Source organism: Mucilaginibacter sp. UR6-1, from assembly GCF_020880975.1.
In the GTDB taxonomy this organism is placed as follows: domain Bacteria; phylum Bacteroidota; class Bacteroidia; order Sphingobacteriales; family Sphingobacteriaceae; genus Mucilaginibacter.
Genome location: NZ_JAJIWP010000002.1, coordinates 343,805 through 361,550, shown reverse-complemented (window position 1 = coordinate 361,550; position 17,746 = coordinate 343,805). Strand labels below are relative to the sequence as shown.

At 42.0% G+C, this 17,746-nt stretch carries 18 protein-coding genes; 7 read left to right on the top strand and 11 right to left on the bottom strand.

Translation table 11 applies throughout. From position 1 onward, the window contains the following. The first annotated feature begins 60 nt into the window (after positions 1 to 60). Positions 61 to 336 (top strand): helix-turn-helix domain-containing protein, encoded by a 276-nt coding sequence (locus LJ707_RS06780; RefSeq protein ID WP_228950055.1) that lies wholly within the window; start codon positions 61 to 63, stop codon positions 334 to 336. Between the two features lie 260 nt (positions 337 to 596). Here the strand turns inward: LJ707_RS06780 and LJ707_RS06775 are convergent, their stop codons facing one another. The 3 genes from LJ707_RS06775 to LJ707_RS06765 all read right to left on the bottom strand — a co-directional run bounded on the left by LJ707_RS06775 (position 597) and on the right by LJ707_RS06765 (position 3,484). Next, positions 597 to 1,310 carry a nucleotidyl transferase AbiEii/AbiGii toxin family protein gene (locus LJ707_RS06775; protein ID WP_228950054.1) on the bottom strand — a complete coding sequence of 238 codons (714 nt, stop codon included), beginning with the start codon at positions 1,308 to 1,310 and terminating at the stop codon, positions 597 to 599. Beyond that, positions 1,303 to 1,824 carry a hypothetical protein gene (locus LJ707_RS06770; protein ID WP_228950053.1) on the bottom strand — a complete coding sequence of 174 codons (522 nt, stop codon included), beginning with the start codon at positions 1,822 to 1,824 and terminating at the stop codon, positions 1,303 to 1,305. Before LJ707_RS06770 ends, LJ707_RS06775 begins: the two co-directional genes overlap by 8 nt. A gap of 241 nt (positions 1,825 to 2,065) precedes the next feature. Continuing rightward, complete coding sequence (locus LJ707_RS06765; RefSeq protein WP_228950052.1) at positions 2,066 to 3,484, bottom strand: HEPN domain-containing protein; 1,419 nt, start codon at positions 3,482 to 3,484, stop codon at positions 2,066 to 2,068. A gap of 192 nt (positions 3,485 to 3,676) precedes the next feature. Between LJ707_RS06765 and LJ707_RS06760 the strand changes: the two genes are divergently transcribed. Both LJ707_RS06760 and LJ707_RS06755 read left to right on the top strand, forming a co-directional pair. After that, entirely contained in the window at positions 3,677 to 4,105 is a 429-nt protein-coding gene (locus LJ707_RS06760; protein WP_228950051.1) for a helix-turn-helix transcriptional regulator, read from the top strand. Between the two features lie 38 nt (positions 4,106 to 4,143). Continuing rightward, positions 4,144 to 4,935, top strand: coding sequence for an enhanced serine sensitivity protein SseB C-terminal domain-containing protein (locus LJ707_RS06755; RefSeq protein WP_228950050.1), 792 nt, complete (start codon positions 4,144 to 4,146; stop codon positions 4,933 to 4,935). Between the two features lie 8 nt (positions 4,936 to 4,943). On the opposite strand, the gene LJ707_RS06750 is transcribed toward LJ707_RS06755, so the two are convergent. The 7 genes from LJ707_RS06750 to LJ707_RS06720 all read right to left on the bottom strand — a co-directional run bounded on the left by LJ707_RS06750 (position 4,944) and on the right by LJ707_RS06720 (position 12,067). Further along, positions 4,944 to 6,296 (bottom strand): relaxase/mobilization nuclease domain-containing protein, encoded by a 1,353-nt coding sequence (locus tag LJ707_RS06750; RefSeq protein ID WP_228950049.1) that lies wholly within the window; start codon positions 6,294 to 6,296, stop codon positions 4,944 to 4,946. Continuing rightward, on the bottom strand, positions 6,271 to 6,627 hold the full coding sequence (locus LJ707_RS06745; protein WP_228950048.1) for a MobC family plasmid mobilization relaxosome protein: 357 nt from the start codon (positions 6,625 to 6,627) through the stop codon (positions 6,271 to 6,273). Before LJ707_RS06745 ends, LJ707_RS06750 begins: the two co-directional genes overlap by 26 nt. A gap of 330 nt (positions 6,628 to 6,957) precedes the next feature. Beyond that, a complete protein-coding gene (locus tag LJ707_RS06740; RefSeq protein WP_228950047.1) occupies positions 6,958 to 8,223 on the bottom strand; it encodes an McrC family protein in 1,266 nt (421 codons plus the stop codon). After that, positions 8,223 to 9,377 (bottom strand): AAA family ATPase, encoded by a 1,155-nt coding sequence (locus LJ707_RS06735; RefSeq protein WP_228950046.1) that lies wholly within the window; start codon positions 9,375 to 9,377, stop codon positions 8,223 to 8,225. Before LJ707_RS06735 ends, LJ707_RS06740 begins: the two co-directional genes overlap by 1 nt. Next, positions 9,367 to 9,927: a hypothetical protein gene (locus LJ707_RS06730; protein WP_228950045.1), complete on the bottom strand. Its 561-nt coding sequence runs from the start codon at positions 9,925 to 9,927 to the stop codon at positions 9,367 to 9,369. The genes LJ707_RS06735 and LJ707_RS06730 overlap by 11 nt, the downstream gene beginning before the upstream one ends. Positions 9,928 to 9,930: 3 nt before the next feature. Further along, positions 9,931 to 10,953, bottom strand: a complete 1,023-nt coding sequence (locus LJ707_RS06725) for a DNA adenine methylase (RefSeq protein WP_228950044.1) — start codon at positions 10,951 to 10,953, stop codon at positions 9,931 to 9,933. Between the two features lie 4 nt (positions 10,954 to 10,957). Then, positions 10,958 to 12,067, bottom strand: a complete 1,110-nt coding sequence (locus LJ707_RS06720) for an adenine-specific methyltransferase EcoRI family protein (protein WP_228950043.1) — start codon at positions 12,065 to 12,067, stop codon at positions 10,958 to 10,960. Between the two features lie 207 nt (positions 12,068 to 12,274). On the opposite strand from LJ707_RS06720, the gene LJ707_RS06715 reads away from it, so the two are divergent. From LJ707_RS06715 to LJ707_RS06700, 4 genes are all read left to right on the top strand, one after another. Continuing rightward, positions 12,275 to 12,601, top strand: a complete 327-nt coding sequence (locus LJ707_RS06715) for a hypothetical protein (RefSeq protein WP_304610897.1) — start codon at positions 12,275 to 12,277, stop codon at positions 12,599 to 12,601. A 584-nt stretch (positions 12,602 to 13,185) separates the two neighbouring features. After that, positions 13,186 to 14,424 (top strand): DUF3696 domain-containing protein, encoded by a 1,239-nt coding sequence (locus LJ707_RS06710; RefSeq protein WP_228950042.1) that lies wholly within the window; start codon positions 13,186 to 13,188, stop codon positions 14,422 to 14,424. Next, complete coding sequence (locus LJ707_RS06705; RefSeq protein ID WP_228950041.1) at positions 14,414 to 15,400, top strand: hypothetical protein; 987 nt, start codon at positions 14,414 to 14,416, stop codon at positions 15,398 to 15,400. Before LJ707_RS06710 ends, LJ707_RS06705 begins: the two co-directional genes overlap by 11 nt. A gap of 2 nt (positions 15,401 to 15,402) precedes the next feature. Further along, positions 15,403 to 16,992 (top strand): DUF262 domain-containing protein, encoded by a 1,590-nt coding sequence (locus LJ707_RS06700; protein WP_228950040.1) that lies wholly within the window; start codon positions 15,403 to 15,405, stop codon positions 16,990 to 16,992. Positions 16,993 to 17,314: 322 nt separating this feature from the next. On the opposite strand, the gene LJ707_RS06695 is transcribed toward LJ707_RS06700, so the two are convergent. Next, positions 17,315 to 17,677: a helix-turn-helix domain-containing protein gene (locus LJ707_RS06695; protein WP_228950039.1), complete on the bottom strand. Its 363-nt coding sequence runs from the start codon at positions 17,675 to 17,677 to the stop codon at positions 17,315 to 17,317. Between the last annotated feature and the right edge of the window lie 69 nt (positions 17,678 to 17,746).

Below are 17,746 nucleotides of genomic sequence, written 5' to 3'. Positions count from 1 at the left end.
ACGAAGAACTACTGAATAAATAATTCTAAGCCCCTTTAGCTTTGAAAAAAATAAGAAGCTATGGCAACAGAAATCATCACCAAAGACGACCTGGAGGAATTCGAGCAGCGCTTGCTCCAGAAAATAGAACAGCTGCTTGGCAACACGACTCCCGAGCCGAAGAAATGGCTAAAGAGCTACCAGGTTAAGAATATGCTGCGGATATCACCCGGAACGCTGCAGACCCTGCGGGTGAACGGCACCTTGTCTTATACAAAGATCGGCGGTATTCTTTATTACAAACACGAGGACATTCTGAAACTATTGGAGGGAAAGCAAAAAGGGAAGCACAAGTAGAGGATCAACCCGTAAGCGTGCTTGCATACAAGTCAGCCGATACACTTAAATGCAACACATTCACGACGGCATTACTGCGCTTGAACAACCGGAAGCGTAAGCAGGGAATTTGTCAAGGGTGGCGCAGTAAAGGCTGAAACCGGATTGCGCCATTTACTATACTCTTTACTAATTCCCTGCGGTGCTAATTTTGTGCGCGCGATGTCATGCAGGTTCACCAAGATAATCGGTATCGCACTATAACAGACTTAGCGGCGGGGCTAACGCGTGAATCCTCTGAATCTTTTCCTGGGAATATTTAAAGCGTCGATCAGCCTGTTGCGAATGTAATTCGGGTCGATACCACCGTAACCGCCTGATAGATGTGAATACAACCCTTCCTCAAAGTCGTCCCGGTCAAGCAGCGGCGCGAAGGCATCGCGTAAGTATGCAATCAAATGTCGAGGTGATGCTTTCAACTGCGCTTCCAAGTCGTCCGCATTCTCAAACACGTAAACCAAATCTTCAAAATCAGTGCTGGTGCGGTAGTCCCGGCCGCGTCCTTTGAATGCTTCCCACTTTGATGCGATAAAGTATGGCAGGGAAAATATTTTGATGCTCGTATCGTCGTCCAGTCGGCGGTTCACCGCATGCTGGAAGCCTTCCGGGTACCAAAAGTTACTGAACCCGATAGCTTCCGGCTGCGTTGGCATCACGTCAACGGTAATGCCCTGTATTTTATACCGGCAGATCACACCTGATTGAATATCGTTACGAAAGCCGATCTCACGTAACCGGGCATCCAGGGCCACGTAGCCCCCGTAACCGGCCAGTTCCACAATGACGTCGACGTCATCAGTCGGGCGAACGGCCTCGGCAACTTCCGGCGACGTCGCGTACAATGCAACTGTGGCCCCACCGACAAAAACGAACTCATGCTCCAGGCCTTGTAATACCTGGTTTACCGCTTTGATCCTGATCAGGTTTTCATGCATATTTTGATTCAAATGAAAGTTTTAACAGTTCCAGTGCTTTCTGCTGTTCCCTTACCTTACCAACGCGAATAGCGTCGATCAAAGCGAGACCCGCATACAGCCGCTCGTCCTTCAGTGCCGCCAGTACCTGGTTCGGGTACAGCGGCAAGATCAGTTGTCCCCTTACTTTCCCTTCGGTACTCGGCCAAACGTATTGCTCATCCGAAACGAAAAAGTCCTTCAGTACCGGTGCGCTGTGCGCGGTCGGTATTCCTTTAACGATTGCTCCTGGTTCCGCCGGAAACACATACTTCAGGCCGTGTTCAATGAAACGATAAAACGCCGTTTTGAACACTTTCCGTTTGTCCGGGCTGATCAGCTTTGCGATCATCGACCGATTCAGGGACTCGCTGATCTCCGAATTACTGATGTACAGGCTCGAAGCCAGTTCTTTGTTTAAGACCGGTTCTTCAGACAAAGCGATTTTTAATAACACGACGACATCATGCGGACGCATACCATTATGTGCTTTCATATCCGAAGATAAGAAACACCCAGTTAATTTGCAAATCGCGAATTGAAAATCTCGTCATTTACTCATACACTAATTTAATTCGACATCTATGCAACCATCAATACTGCAAGGAATAAACTATAACTATATATCGTAGGAATTGTTACCTTAACAAGATATAGCATTGTGCACAGGGTTTGAACGGAATGAATCAAATCCTATAGAAAAACCGATGCGGCTTCTGCAGGAGCGTCGGTAAGGGCTACAACCCTTTACTCAACAAGTTTTTTGCGTATACCGATTGGCATACCTCAATAAGCCGTCTTACCCGCTCTTCCAACTCTGCTACCGTTTGCGCATCAGCTTCATAATGGTCACGGTAACGAACGTTAACATAGGCGTTCTTTAGCACGTCGAACAGCTCTTTATCGCTTGCATCATCAAGGTCAAATAAGGCTGAAAGGTCAGCAGTAAACATCTTGCTTATCGACAGCAACCTTGACAGGTTATGGTTATTTACCCGGTAGTCCAGCACACCCCTAACCAGGGCGATCAGCAGACACTCGGCACATTGGTGCAGACAGAACAAGGCCGCGTTATAAGCCCTGTTCATCATATGATGCGATGCGCCTGACAGGAAGTCATCACCCTGTTTCTTCCACCTGTCCCAATTAAAAGCTACGGCACTTTCCGAGCGCAATGAGCTATCTGGTTTCGGCGGTGGCGGCAACAGTTCACCTGAAAGGTAAACGACCGGGCAGCTCAACGCATGATTGAAGAAATGATCCTGACGCTTGATAGCCGTAAACAACATGGATGCGTGGTGAACCAGTATGGTTACTTTTGAAACCGGCCTGCAATTTTCCTCAACCTGGTTCGCGATCTCAAAAGCCTGCCGGTCTTCCTTGTCGGATGTTAGCAGAAACAGGAAAATGCAGTCGGCTATATCCGGCCTGACGCCGAGATAAAATACGCATTGGACCAAAGGCACTTTTTGAATGATGATCTTTACCAGCTCTTTGAGTATTTCGTTATAAACAGACGGAATTACATTGTTCAGCCGGTACAACGATACATCGCTACGCTGCTCTACAGTTATAGGGATATCGGGGTCAATAGCTATATTGTTATTTAGGTGCGGCGTATCGCTGGAACGCTGGTAGATGATCCATGCGGCGGAATAAAGCTTTTGCAGGTTCTCATACACCCTGACAATATCCCCTGCGTTGATCCAGCCATCGGCGCTGATCCGGTTGAGACCATGCTCTAGCCACTCGCGCAGCTGCTTGCGGTAATCGTCTACGGAATAGTCTTTAAAAAAGAACGTGATCACTAGCAGCGGGTCGATCAGTTCCTGCTCTGCGAGGTTTTTCGGATAATCACGCCAGTTGGCTTGTTCGGTGGTAATGGTATTGCTGTCATAAAAGTCAATAGGTTGTGCATGTTTAAACAGTTCCCACATCGCTTCTATCAGCGATACGTTAAGCTCATAAAAGGTCAATAGGCCCCCGGGATTGCCTTTGGCGTCGACGTAATAATCATTCTTCAGGATGTAGTCCCGCCAGCGTTCCAGCTGCGCCAGTTGTTCCGGCAGCCAGTCGTCATCGAAGAAATCGGAAAGCGCCTGCATCAGGCCGTCTGCTTTATAGTATTTAGTGGTTTGAACGATATCTGCTTGCATAATAGATTGAATTATGCCTGTCGGTATTGGCAAGCTTATCAAATTTCAGCAAGGCATTATTTCTAAACTATTCCTGCACTTTCTATCGAAGAATGGCACCGGGATAACTTAGCTTTGCAATTGTCTCTTTGGCTACAGGATGCCTGAAGGGCATTTTTTGTTATATTTGTTTAAGACCTTACATTTACATCGATGAGTACTACAGCAGACAGACCAAACCAGATACATCAAGGCCGTAATGTGAAGCGCTTTCGCGAAATGCTGGGGCTGAAACAGGAAGCCCTTGCTTTCGAGCTGGGTGGTGATTGGAATCAAAAACGTGTTTCCCTGCTGGAAGGGAAGGATGTAATAGAAGATGATATTATCAAGGCGATTGCTGAAGTCTTGAAAGTTCCTGAAGAGGCAATAAAGAACTTCAATGAAGAAAGTGCGCTAAATATTATTTCAAACACATTTACAAGTCAAGACAGCTCTACTCTAAATGCTATAAATTATCAACCTACTTTTAATCCTATTGACAAAGTTATAGAGTTGTATGAAGCCAACAAAAATCTCTACGAACAACTCCTTGCCAGCGAAAGGGAAAAGGTTGAACTGTTAAAAAGCGCAATCAAACCGTAACTCGTTTAACCCGATTAGAATCACACCCTGCACCAACCATGGGCATCTTTGACTGGCTGAAAACGAAAAAGGAAGTTTCTGCACCCCTCGAAGTGCCTGAGCCTGCTAACCGGCTGGAAGCGGTCCTCCAAAAAGCCGCAAGTGAACCTGCCTACAGGCTGGAATTCTACCAGCTGTTACTTTCTGAAGACCTTGTTGTCATCACACAGGATACCGGGCTGCCTGAAGGTAGTTTCATAGCTGAAGAAAATACCACTATCAGCATCGCGACCCTCAGCGACGGGCGGGTTCCTGTCTTTACCTCTACGGATAGGATATTCGATAAAGGGGTGATCAGACATCAGGTCCCATTCGTTGCCATGAAAGGTAAAGACCTGTTCAAGATGACCTCCGGTGCAAAGTTTATCCTAAACCCTTATTCGGATTACGGCAAGGAGTTGCTGGCCGAAGAAATAACAAACATGCTTAATGGAACGGTCTTAGAACCTGTACACCAGCAGATCACGGTAGAAAAGGAAACGCAGGTTCTTATTGGCCAACCGGCGAGTTATCCCGAAAAGCTGGTCGAATCACTAAAAATATTGTTAGCCACTAAACCGGCAGTAAAAGCGGCTTTTCTTGCATTTATACATGATCCTTCCTCCGGCATCGAACCGCATTACATCATCGGTCTTGACATGGATAGCGCCGACCAAACGGTAAATAATGAAGTGGGCTTTCTTGCGCAAAGCCACCTTGGCCCCGGCGAGATAGTTGATCTGATCCTGGTAAGCAAAGACAACGGTATATCGTCTTATTTCCGTTCGACAACCCCTTTTTATAAAAGATAAAATATCATTCATCGCCTGTTTCGGCGAGGCATGTCCCGCCTGCGCCGTTTCATCCCGTTGATGGCTTCATCATCCACATCATCCGCGATCTGAATATTCAAAGGAGTATCCAGCCTATCATATTCAGGATAGCGCTCATCACGATGAAGTAGATCAGTACTGTTTGATAAGCCCTGTTTCGTTTCAGAGTTTGATGCATAGCTTCCTGCCGCTGTATGAGCTCGCGAAGTAACGGCTGATTGATCGCTGTCTTCTCCGTGTGTTCCTTTATCGTTTGCAGGAACTCCTTCAATGCGATATCGATCTCGTCTTGCGGCACCTTTTCCTTCGCCGCTCTTGTATTGGTCGTATTTTGCTCTTGTATTATCATTTGCTGCGCTAATTGCCGCGCTGTCTCTGCCTTGTTCATAGTCTATGTGTTTGATGATTTCGCCCCACTTAAAACGGTTGCCTAATGCCTGGCCTCGTATCTTGAAGCCATTATGAAAATAAGTAATACCACTCACCCGGCCGGTCAATGCCTGGTTGAAAAGCAGGTCTATGCCTTCCTTTTTACAGGCGGCTATAAATTGCTCGATCGTTACATTGTGTAGCGGTACCAGCATCGTTAGCTTTTCCTGTAGCAAGAGCTTTTCAGAGACATGTCCGGTACGGCTCATCATTTCCAGCTCGTCCTTTGTCGGCGCCCGTTTGGCTGTTGTGTTATTCCGATCCCAAGCTATGTCGGTATCTTGATATGTTGTATTAGCGTTATATGGCTTTTTTGCTCTATTGCTACCAGACTCAGCGGATATATAGTTATCCGGATAGCTTGTTCTATTGTTACGTTGATCGTTGATTGCATAGCTTTTTAGTTCGCTGGATTTGCCGCTACGCCGCTCTTTCGTTACCTGATGCGCTGATGCTACAGTTGCCAGGTTATAGCGTTCTTCGAGCTTTCGGAGTATGACTTCGCTTTGCCGGTAATTGTTGCTATCTGAAACCACGCTTCCATCATAGCGTATACGGTTGACCAACAAGTGCAGGTGCGGGTGATCGGCATCGTGATGGCGATAGATCATGTACTGGTTATCGTCAAAACCATTAGCTATTAGGTAATCATGCGCTATCGCCAATAGCGTCTTGTTGTCAAGCCGGTCATCTTTATGAAAGTTCAGGCTGGTATGGTAAACATAGCGATTAAGTGACGGCCGCAGGCTACGGACCATGTCCACTTCCCTTTGGATGCCCCAGTGGTCAATAGCCGTAAAGTTGCTGTCCAACACTACCGCCCGTTTGTTCTTATCCGGGTGAAGCGTTTTTTTCCCGTTGTACCGAAACGCTCCCATAAAACTCTTACCGATCTTTTGAACCGCTATCATAAAGTAAGAGCTTTAAGATGAGTTGCTGCTGCTCACGCAGTTGCGACAGCGTGGAGCGTATATCTGGCGAAAACTTGCCTGTATTGGCGTGTTTCGCCAGTTGATTGATGTTGTTGCCGATTCGCTTCAGCTCGATATACACGCCGATGTCCGTTTTGGCTATTTTCGGTTCAGGGAATTTGCCTTTCAAAAGTTTATCACGAACAAGCCGGTAAGTTGACACGCCGGTAGTCTTAGCGGCCTCTTCAATGCGAAGCCGTTCCCTGCTGTTCAGCCGGACGGTTATTTTATATTTTCGCTTTGCTTCTTCCGATACTTTTGGTCGCGCCATGTTCAATTAATCTTCTGCGGCTTTAAACTGCCGTTTAGCATTAAGCGTAACAAGGCGCCTGTTTGTTACAAGCCGTTAAACCCTTTAAACTGCATTAGTTAGTTTTGATATGCGGAACGAAGTGAGGTATATCGGGTCCGGGTATCCCGGCAAGACGTTTTGGGCTGCCCAAAACATGGCTTGCTTGACTATCAAGTAGGGCTGCACATTAAGTCAGCATTATCTGTAGGTCAATAACTATTTTGTTATGTAATCCAGTAAATATTTAATGCGAAAAGGCCTAGTAAATTTGCTTCTCTATTATAGCCTTTTACAGAAAGGGTAAATCTTTCATTCAGCATCTAGCCAACAAACGACATCTTCGATTAATGCTTCTTGCCCAAGTGGCGTAGACAAACTCATCAAATTTATTGGAAGGGCTGTTAATATTATATCTTTCCCTTCCAACGCAGAGGGAATGCGCCAAACCGTTGGTTCTCGACTGTTGGATGAAGGATAAGTGAGCGATACTTTTTGACAGCCCAAGATATGGCCTGCGGTAAAAACTTGATAAATATCTGATGCTTTCGGGCGAGAACCCAGGAGTTTGTACTTCGCGTCAGTTATGGCAAAAGGCTTGCCACTTGCGTCTCGGAATACTACATCGGGTGTCGTTTTTAGCTTACTACCTAATCCATTTTGAACATTACCAAAAATTAATTCATTTTTTGTTACTTTCATCGCTCGTCTGTTTGCTGCTCGTTGACAGACCCAAAAGATGTAGTTCTCATAGATGGCGTCCGAGTTCCACAAAAAACCTGAAAGTGCATGTTTACCTTTAGCATAGTTCACTCCTGCGCCTTCCAAAAGCAGCAATCCAACCATTCTTGCAGCTTCGAGGCCTTGATGCTGAGCACTAAGTTGAGTTCGTCTTGCTTCTATTAAATGCGGTGGATGCCTGCCAACATGAGCAAGGCTAGATGCAATCTCGCGCAACGACTTAGCCCTGCTTGGAAGTTTTACTGTTGCGGATAGGCACCTTGCCGACCAATAAAGTAATCTTGCTAGAGTTGTATCATCTGTGAAATAGTCAGCCACGTAGGGCATAATCCATGGTCGGGAAACCCACTCACTAATACGAGACACATCAAATGCTCCTTTGAGACATTCACCTTGATTTTGCTCGGATAAATAGTTTCTTGGTAACCCACGTGCCGCACCTTGCGCATAAGATGCTAAAAACATTTCAGCGAGAAGGTCTGGAATGGATAACGCTGTACCATGGTGAGCTGAGGTTAAGTTTGTATCAATATATCCACCCTCAACTACCATAAGTATTCTCCAAAGTACGCTTTGCCAAATTCCTTCGGAAGAATCTAAAAACTTTGGTGCAATCTCAATATCTGTATTTCCAACTCGTACCACGCCTGTAATTGCTTCCGCACGCAATTGAATTTGCCCATTTGCGATAGTTTCGATTTTAAAAGGCTCACCAGAAAGGCCTAAAATTTTTCTCCAACGATTACTTGCTTCGATAAGAGTTGGAATATCAATCTCATTAGATCGAAGAACAACAGGTTCTCCATACTCTTGGAGTTGGATTCTTTTATTTTCCATCAACGAGTAAGCCACCTAAATGACCTCTTTATTACTTCAGGAGTAAGCTCGCTTACGCGAACTGGAGTTAGAGTTCTCGCCTGTATGTTACTACCTAATTGGGATCGAAGTGTCCATGCATAATCACCATTTGGCGGCGCGGTATCAACCCGAAGTAATTCAATTAATTGTTCTGGCCTACCTGAATATCTGTCTTCCAGTTGAGGGTAAATAACTTCATCCCATGACTTAGCTAGATCTTGCCAGATAGCATCGTCTGCTGTATCACTAATTGACAGCTGGGTAAGTAGACCATGACCAAGCTCAAATTCAGTTCCAAGGTCAGCAGCAATGGCTAAATTTAAACGATCGAGAATCAGATATGCAGATTCCAGAGGACTTAAAGCTTCCCAGTTATCATCTGTTGGAGCACGAAGCAAACTTTCGTTTAATCCCCATTTTTGTGCAAGCACCGATGGATCTGGACGCATTTCAATTCGGTCAAATCTTCTTGCAAGAGCGCTGTCAATTGGTACAGCAGCTCTATCGACACTATTCATCGTGGCGATAATATAAATGTGCTTTGGAAATTCAAATCCAACGGGAATTTTAGCAACTTGCCCTTCGGCTCGGTAAATATCTTCACTTTGGCCGTCTATGTACTTGAGTTGTCGAAGCGGTATAGGAAGGGGTGAACGACCGTCGCTACGGTAATCAAAATCGAGAAATGTCATAAACTCGCCAAAAATGCGAGCCGCATTACCTCGGTTAATTTCATCAATAAAAATCACGACTGATTTGTATTTTGATGAAGTGTCGGATAGTTCCAAAGCAGCATCAAGAAAAACTCCAGCAAATGGCTTAAGCTTAGTACCTGATATTGTTATTTCAGGTCTTAATCCTAGAACAAAATCCTCATAACCGTAAGATTGATGGAATGTAGTCCAAATAACTTTAACTGGCTTCGGAATCGGTAAAACTTGTTCTGGCCTGCTAAATGGAGCGTTTGCATCATCTGGATCGAGAACAATACCATTATCACTCTCATGTGATGATTTCAATATTTGGAACAGCTCACTTATTAATCTTGTTTTGCCTGTTGCCGGAGGGCCATATAACAATACATTCCGCCCCTCTTCCCACGAGGCAAGAATATCACTCAGTTTATCTGTCATGTTTTGCATTAATTACTCCGCCAACATTGGTACTATAAAGTTCGAACATTGGGTTATTTTCTTTTATATTGGAGGGACGATGCCCTTTGGTAAAACCTGCATAATAGTTTCCATCAACAGTCTTGGCGATATAAATACGCAAGCCACCTTCAGGAAAAAATTCTAAAGCTTCATTTTTATTAGATACTTCGTCTGACGCCCTAGGGAAACCAAGCGTAGATGTCCAAGCTGGATGTCTTTGTGAGCTAGGTTGTCGTCGATTTTGATTCGCTATGCGCATACGTCCACCGGCTTTACTGCGAAATTCAATCGGTCCAGATATTTTAGGATTTCCAATAACAAAAGCCTCGATAACTAAAGATGCCATAGAATTAAAGTCGGTTTCTGTAACATCGAGGAAATTAAGAGTTTGAGGAACCATAGAACTAGGGATTTCAATATATAATGACCCTCCACCACCCTCAATCCTGTGGTGGCGCTCTATGTTATAAAATTCTCCTGGCTGTACGTTTCGCCACCAGATACTCTCAATATTTAATTTTGTTGCCATGGATTAAAATCTTTCAACATGATAAAGGCGCTCTAAAAGATTGCCTGCTTGCACCTTTTTGTTGCTACGATATCTATTATAGAATTTTTCATGTACTGTCACTTTTCCATAATCTTGCAAAATTGCAAGAAGTTCATCTTCGTGAACTTGCCCATCTTGGCTATAAGATATAAATATATGAGGAACACTTAGAAGTTCAAGAGTTTTACGAAACGCCTGACCAGCAAAGCGCCGGTAACAGAAGTCCGATGCGTGCTCTTGCCATGCTCTGAGGCCACCGTCGCCTTCAGCTATTGGCTCATCCTCTCTGGCCAAAGTTTCGAGAATGTGATAATTACCGGCATATTGTCTTTTTGTATAAGGAGGATCTAGATAAACTGCATCTGTAGAAATGCTAGAGGCGTGTTTTTCAATAGAGCCCAACATTACAGAATGATTGCCAGGCGTTTCCTCAAAGTAAAGAGGTTCGAATGTTATTGTCTGTTGAGCATTTTTGGATAGCTCTTTCAAGAAGTAGCCATAAGTGCCACTAATATTAGCAACTTTATTAGTTGATAATATTAAGCTATGAAGCATCAAGCTATGTTCAAGTTCATCTAAATCGCCAGACCTTGCTAAATCGCGTATAGCTTCCCTAACTCCATCGATACGTGCAGCATTATCAGCAGAGAAGTATAAACGAGGCTGACGTCCATTAGCAGGTTGCCCCTTATCACCAAACTCTTTAAAAAAATATCCTTCCTTTGATGGAACGGATCGAAGCCAAGTTATTGCTTTATCATATCCTCCAAAAGCTTTAAATGCTGGAGGTTTTTTGGCTAACAAACGAGCGCGGGCATGAATAACCGGAAAAGCTAAAGAATCTGCAGCAGTCACAGAATATCCTGCTTGAGCCAACGCTAATGAAACAGATGCAGTACCACACATAGGATCCGCAATTGAAGAACCAGAAGGTATTACCTTACTTATCTCACCAATTATCCAATCTGTAAGTTTTGTCTTGTTTCCCAAATAACGGAATGACATACTTTTACTTTTTTTTTTTAATAATTATTCGTTCATACATTCGACGATAGGTACCATCACCATTGGGCAAATAGAAACGTGGGCCACCTTGTGAGTATGTCCCTTTTTTCGCTATTTCAGACATTGGTCGACTCAAGGTTCTACTTGTGCCAAGTATCTCGAATTGATCGGGATTATACTGATCTAAGAATGAAATGGGGACGCCCATTTGTCCTTCAAAATCGAACGGTATATCTTTCGTTTTACTAACTTCTATAGCATCATAATTTGCATACCTTGGGTTTTTAATAGGGGAGTAGTTTTTTTCGAGGGGTAAATCCCTATGTCTGCTTTGAAAATCAAGGTTAGTGAACCAACGCACGCCCTTAACCCGAACATATTTGTTTCCGTCCTCATCTTTTCGTGTTCCTGATGCTGCGAGTGGGTAAGTAGAAGGAACACGAAATTCCCTGTCACCACTTCGAATACTTGGACCATACCACAATTCATTATTTTGAATTAGCGGAAAGATATCCTTATAGGTGACAGCGTTCATATTACCTATTATGATGAACTTTTTTTTGTATCGCACTAATTGAGCGCAATATTCCTTAAAAAGTGAAAACGGAGGATTCGTTACAACAATATCTGCTTGTTGTAGTAGTTCTACACTTTCATCACTACGAAAGTCGCCGTCCCCTTCGAATTGTTTTGTGTGTACAAATTCATCTTTTGAATAATTATTATAACTTTCCCTGCCACAATATTCAAGGTATACCGCTTTTTCTGATATCTCGCTATTAAATGAATTTGCATTTAGGCTCTTATAGCACGATGTTATTAATTTTTTTAGACCAAGTTTTTCGAAGTTCTTATAAAAATATCGAAAGAAATTACTTTCACGAGGATCATCACAGTTGCAATAAACAACCTTTCCCGTAAAGTGATTAGTGTAATGAATCATTTCTAGCTCTATATCTTCTAAAGAGGTGTAAAACTCGTCATTCTTCCCTTGTTTAGCTTGTTGAAAATCCTGATTTCTAGTCGAAGTATTCTTAATTTTTAAAATTTCAGACTCTTGAAAAGATACATTTTCAAGGATTGATTCTGTCTGATGGTATTTGTCATAGTGCATTGTCATTTGATATAATAATTAATCTCAGCGATTAATGGATGCATTTGCGTGATTGACATCACTTCACTCCAAATCTGTGCTAAATTAGTTAAAATGCCGGTCTTGTGCCACTAAAAAAGTTAGTAAAAACCCATTAGCTCACTGACGGAATAAGAAAAAACTTTACTGCCTCATGGCTTATTCATAAATCACAAGTCATTATGAATTTTGCGAATAACCCTTTATGCGGGTTTTGAGGCCAAGCAAACAATCAACGCCCAATATGTTAAATATGCCGCCGAGAAGCTTAAAACAGTGCGAGATCTACATAGAACCAGTTTGCCGATACCTCACGCGGGTGGTACGTACGCTGCAAAGCCACCTATTAAGATAATTGGTGGTATTTTAACTTTTGAAAGTGATTGGACGCCTGGTATAGGAGAAGCTTTAAAGAACAGCTTAAAAAAGGAACTTAACGTGTTAGATATAGGTTGTATTGCAGCTCATGGTTACTTTAACTTGATTCCAGATAACGATGACTACGATTTTGTTTAACCTGGTAAACCGGCAACAGCATTCCTTTTTAAACTTATTTCTTTGCTGCAATTTAGTGGAACGGTGCCTATGATGTTTTAGAATATTCAAAATGGCTACCTCCCAAATCCGAGACACCGCGCTAACTCAATTGATTTACACCCCAGGTGAAATAAAAATTCTATCCATTAGCAAATAACTGATCTGTCTAAACTAATGTTTCTTTTGCTACTTTTCTTTAAAAAGAAAAGTAGTTCGGGCAATAATTCGGCTATGTGCTTAATTCAACCCCCAATATGGAAATAAAGAGGTAGTTGAAAGAAAGATTAAAGGTCGGAGTATCACTGTCGTCGTCGTCGCTTAACCGGAAAGCTTTAAAACCTCCAAAAAGTGATTCGATGACTATTTCCTAAAGGATAGCAACAGTAAGGTAAGCAGCCAACGGGGGAGTCAAAATTTTAAAGCGAATTTAGTTCGATTGAAATCAGCAGTTTCCACGTTCAACTTGTCGCAATATCTTATTATTGATCTAGTTCGGGATTTTCAAAAGAGAGACCAAATAACTTTCTTAAATTAGTTAGTTTTGTTTTGCTCAAAAGAAACCTATGATAAATAAGATTCGCTTTAAAAATTATAAATCATTCAAAGACTACCAGGAACTTGAGCTAAAACCGATGACGATCATTATCGGTAAAAACAGTTCTGGCAAAAGCGCGGTTACAAAGCTTCCGGTGTTGATCGATAATTCTTTTAATAATGTTATCGGTGAACCATTTACGGTGGATTATGACGGCGTACAATTTGGAGACGATTATCGTGATATCTTTTATGGGCGAATTCCAAATGCTGTTTTGGAATTTGAGGTGACCTCGGCCCAAAATAATGTGCTAAACATTAAGATTGTTTCTGATTTTGAAAAAAATACAATACCCAATATTTACTCTTGGCGGTTAAACAACACGGGCGATTTTAATTACTCAGCCGCCACCAACAATTATAAAGATGCGGTAGATGGGAAAGAGTATTTACTGACATTTGAGGGATTTAATCTGGACGAGATCAGAAATGCTGATGGTAGTGAAACAGACCGGCACTTATGGCTAAACGATATCAGGATTAAAACCGATTATATTGGACCCTTTCGTGTGTATGCAAATAGCATGCGGACATTCCAATTGCGGACGTTCCGGGCGATAGACAAGGTTGGTGTAGATGGTATCGATGCCTATTATATTCTTGGTATTGATTCTCTGAAATCAGAAGGTGAGCTTGTCAAGGCGGTTAGTGATTGGTATAAGGCAAATTTTGACGGCTGGGGATTGACCGTAAATAACAACCTTCAATCATTTTGTAAGGTTGAACTTACCAGAGAAGATAAAAAATTTAATGTCAATATTGCTGATGCGGGTCAGGGTATGAGTCAGGCTTTACCATTGGTGGTTAATGCGCATTTGCCGGGAAATGATTATCTCACGATCATAGAACAACCCGAGTTGCATCTACACCCTGCTGCCCATGGCAACCTGGCGCAGCTTTTTGCGGAAGCCACCCAAAAATTGAGTAAACGATACCTGATTGAGACCCATTCGCAAAACTTTGTGCTGAGATTAAGAAGGATGATTGCAGAAGGGAAGCTTGATCCGGAAGATCTTAAAATGTATTGGGTCGATTACGACGGAGAAACCAACTCCAGTTCTTTAAAAGAAATCAATGTCAACGCATCTGGAGAGGTTGATTTTTGGCCTGAAAATGTCTTTAGCGAAACTTTGGATGAAACGCTAGCTATCCGAACAGCTCAACTTGCCACTCGAACCGCTTCAGCCGATAAGAAAGATGATCATTGAATTTGACCCGGCCATCTTTGAGTCTGAGGCCAATCATAACCAGTTCTGTTTGTTATTGCATTTAAGCGCTATCGATCATCGCTATGATATCTTTGTGGATTTAAGTTTGATACGCGAATCCATGCTATATATCAGCTTGAGCAAAAATGACAAAGAAACATTAGAGTATTATTACAACCAATTTATCACACAAAGCGTTGCACCAGATTATTTTGTTTCCATAGAGCCAGATGATGACGTTTTAAGTTTGGTTGAGGGTATCATCTATTTTAATCAACCGCTTTCTATCATCGTTGAAAATAGTCTGAATGATAAACCTTTTTTAGAATCACTAGTAAAGAATTTTAAAAAAAGAAGCAAAAAGATAAGTCGCTATCAGGAGCACAGGTGGATTAATATTGTTAATGGTGGTGGTCGCGGGAATATCAAGCACGTAATCAACGAACAGCTTGCGACCTTTGAAAATCGTCCTAAGCCGCCAAATTTTTATCTCAGATGTTTTGTGCTTGTCGACAGTGATAGCAAATACCCTGGGCATGAATCAAACGAGTTGGCAGAATTAAAAACTTTATTAACCACACTTGATATCGATTACCATGTACTGGTAAAAAGGGAAATGGAGAATTATATGCCTGACGAAGGATTTGCATTAATTGACAACAACGACGATATCATTTCGGCTTACTTAAGACTTAATCCTCTACAACGGGACTATTTTGATCTGGAAAATGGGTTTGTTAATCCTTTAAACCACTATGATCAGCAAATTCAAGAGCTTTTTGGCGATGTCAGCGAGGCAGATATGAAGATTTTTCGAAAAGGTGGGATAAAAATGGATAACTTCAAACTGGATTTTCCAAAACTGTTTTTACACAATGAAGTTAATCGTGATAACCTTCAGCAAAGGGTGGTACATCAGGGAACAAATCCGGACGAACTCGAAACAGTTTTGGACAAAATAAAAAAGCTATTGTAAGGATGCTAAAAGTAACACCAAAAGTAACACGACTGATAAATTATATCAGGGATATCGAAGAGGGTAAATTACAGATTCCTACTTTTCAGCGCGACTTTGTTTGGGGAAAAAAGGAGAAACTGGAACTATTTGAAAGTTTAAAACTGGGTTATCCCATTGGCTCCTTGTTGTTCTGGAAACCAAACGACACTTTTTTTGTCAAAGAAGAGATAGGCCCTTACCGTGTTCCAGCAAGGGTTCAAAACGAACAATATTTATATATACTTGATGGCTTTCAACGATTGTCTACGCTGTTTGGCTGTCTTATCAATCCTGATAATACAGAGCTTCAACGAAACGAGGTCGAGCGGGTTAAAGAATTTGCGATATATTATGACCTGATAGCTGAAGAGTTTACATTTTCACGAAGTGCAACAACCGAAATTACTTTTATACCGGTTAACACACTAATCGATACTTATGCATTCTTGGACTACGGAGAGCGTTTGAGATCCACGTTAACAGACCGGGCGTTGGCCAGCGAACTTATTGACCGGGCAAGGACGCTTTCCTCATCTATTTTGGATTATGAGTTACCTTCGATAGAAATTGTCGGTGGCAGCATTGAGGACGCAGTGGATATATTTTCACGGATTAACTCCAAAGGAGCAAAAATATCACCGGACTGGATGGTGTCCGCTCTAACTTATAATCAGGAGCATAATTTTAGATTAGGTACCGAGATTGACAGATTGCTTTTCCAGTTAAAAGAGTATAATTTTGAAAAAATCAAAAGAGAACTTGTCTTACAATGTATCCAAAGCGCATTTGGTAAGTATTATTTTGATGAGAAAGTTGCAGGTTTAGTAAAGAAATCAAATTTCATTCCTGTAGCTATTCGTACACTTGAAAGCATTGTAAGAGCAGTTGCGTTTTTATTTGAGGAATTACTGGTCATCGACAGTAAACTACTGCCGTATAGTAGCCAGCTGATTTTTCTTACCTATTTTTTTAACGAAGTACCACAGCCGACACATTTTCAATTAAAAAAACTAAAGTATTGGTTTTGGGTAACTACTTACTCTGGCTATTTCACAATCTATTCTTTAAGCAAACAGAGACTGGCGTTTAACCAGTTTAAAGAGTTTATTACAGATCCTGATGTCGATATGATTTTTAACGATAAACCAGGAACACCCTTTATCGTCTCTGAGTTTCCCAAAACCATCTATTTTGGTAGCGTGAGAGCAAAAGCATTAGTATTATTTTTATTGAATAAGGGTAACGACTTTACCCCGATAAATGCTGCAAATGTGGATGAACTCAAAATATATTATCTATTAGAAAACCACCAGATTCCTGAAGGCGTCGTACCGATGATCAGCTACACACCGGATCAATCTGATGCCGAGGTTGTTCAAACCAAACATCGTGATCTTTCTTATATGTTTGACAGTCCTAATTTTCCAGATTATGCAGAACGCTTTTTGTTAAGCGATCAAATGCGAAATCTATATCAAATCGGTGATTTCCAGGGAATCCTTCTGAGCCGAAAAGACTTAATGCTTTACCACGAGTCCCAATTTGTTCAAAGCCTTGGTCTGGTTTTTTGATCTTCAAAATTACACAGAGTATAATTTTGAAGATCACTTTTACTCGTTGCCTAGTCTAAAATTATTAACCGTTTCAGCTATCTCTTTGTGAATTCAGGTTAAGTCAGCAGCTCAGGTTAAACATGTCCCACGGGCAATTTAAAACGGCAATTCGTTGAACGGTTTAATCTGCACTTGCCAATTTGTATGATAGCCTAAAGGGGAATCGAATCCGTTTTAGCAACGTTTATTTCATTCAAGACCTTCAATTGCTCCACCAATTGGTTCGCCCACTGTACACAAAAATAATTTTTTAATTTGTTGACTTAGCGATATACGTAATCTAGAGTTCAGGGTCAGTGTCCGCAAAAACTTTTTTGCGATGGTTAATTCCCCAGTCTTTCATTGCATAAATTAACGGGGTTAAGGTATCCGCATAAGGATTTCTCGTATATATAATTTTAATAGGATATTCGTTGACTATTGTTCTCTTGATGAGCTGATGCTGTTCCAACTCCTTCAGCTCTTTGGCTAATACTTTGGGCGTAATGCCCGGAATGCTATCCTGTATATCCATAAACCTGTCATTGCCTACGCCTATAGACACCAGTATGGGAAACTTCCACTTACCACTCATCACATCTAAAAAATCGCGCACCGGCTTAATGGTGCTAAGGCAATCATTGTAGCCTCTCTTTACGGCCATGTTAACGCATTTAAAGTTAATTCACTTTCTTTTAGGAAAGGGCTATACAAAGTAAAGCCTTTATTGCGG

Excerpts from the sequence above, each read along its gene's own strand:
- LJ707_RS06780 (WP_228950055.1), top strand. The coding sequence starts at position 61 with ATGGCAACAGAAATCATCACCAAAGACGACCTGGAGGAATTCGAGCAG.
- LJ707_RS06775 (WP_228950054.1), bottom strand. The coding sequence starts at position 1,310 with ATGCATGAAAACCTGATCAGGATCAAAGCGGTAAACCAGGTATTACAA.
- LJ707_RS06770 (WP_228950053.1), bottom strand. The coding sequence starts at position 1,824 with ATGAAAGCACATAATGGTATGCGTCCGCATGATGTCGTCGTGTTATTA.
- LJ707_RS06765 (WP_228950052.1), bottom strand. The coding sequence starts at position 3,484 with ATGCAAGCAGATATCGTTCAAACCACTAAATACTATAAAGCAGACGGC.
- LJ707_RS06760 (WP_228950051.1), top strand. The coding sequence starts at position 3,677 with ATGAGTACTACAGCAGACAGACCAAACCAGATACATCAAGGCCGTAAT.
- LJ707_RS06755 (WP_228950050.1), top strand. The coding sequence starts at position 4,144 with ATGGGCATCTTTGACTGGCTGAAAACGAAAAAGGAAGTTTCTGCACCC.
- LJ707_RS06750 (WP_228950049.1), bottom strand. The coding sequence starts at position 6,296 with ATGATAGCGGTTCAAAAGATCGGTAAGAGTTTTATGGGAGCGTTTCGG.
- LJ707_RS06745 (WP_228950048.1), bottom strand. The coding sequence starts at position 6,627 with ATGGCGCGACCAAAAGTATCGGAAGAAGCAAAGCGAAAATATAAAATA.
- LJ707_RS06740 (WP_228950047.1), bottom strand. The coding sequence starts at position 8,223 with ATGGAAAATAAAAGAATCCAACTCCAAGAGTATGGAGAACCTGTTGTT.
- LJ707_RS06735 (WP_228950046.1), bottom strand. The coding sequence starts at position 9,377 with ATGACAGATAAACTGAGTGATATTCTTGCCTCGTGGGAAGAGGGGCGG.
- LJ707_RS06730 (WP_228950045.1), bottom strand. The coding sequence starts at position 9,927 with ATGGCAACAAAATTAAATATTGAGAGTATCTGGTGGCGAAACGTACAG.
- LJ707_RS06725 (WP_228950044.1), bottom strand. The coding sequence starts at position 10,953 with ATGTCATTCCGTTATTTGGGAAACAAGACAAAACTTACAGATTGGATA.
- LJ707_RS06720 (WP_228950043.1), bottom strand. The coding sequence starts at position 12,067 with ATGCACTATGACAAATACCATCAGACAGAATCAATCCTTGAAAATGTA.
- LJ707_RS06710 (WP_228950042.1), top strand. The coding sequence starts at position 13,186 with ATGATAAATAAGATTCGCTTTAAAAATTATAAATCATTCAAAGACTAC.
- LJ707_RS06705 (WP_228950041.1), top strand. The coding sequence starts at position 14,414 with ATGATCATTGAATTTGACCCGGCCATCTTTGAGTCTGAGGCCAATCAT.
- LJ707_RS06700 (WP_228950040.1), top strand. The coding sequence starts at position 15,403 with ATGCTAAAAGTAACACCAAAAGTAACACGACTGATAAATTATATCAGG.
- LJ707_RS06695 (WP_228950039.1), bottom strand. The coding sequence starts at position 17,677 with ATGGCCGTAAAGAGAGGCTACAATGATTGCCTTAGCACCATTAAGCCG.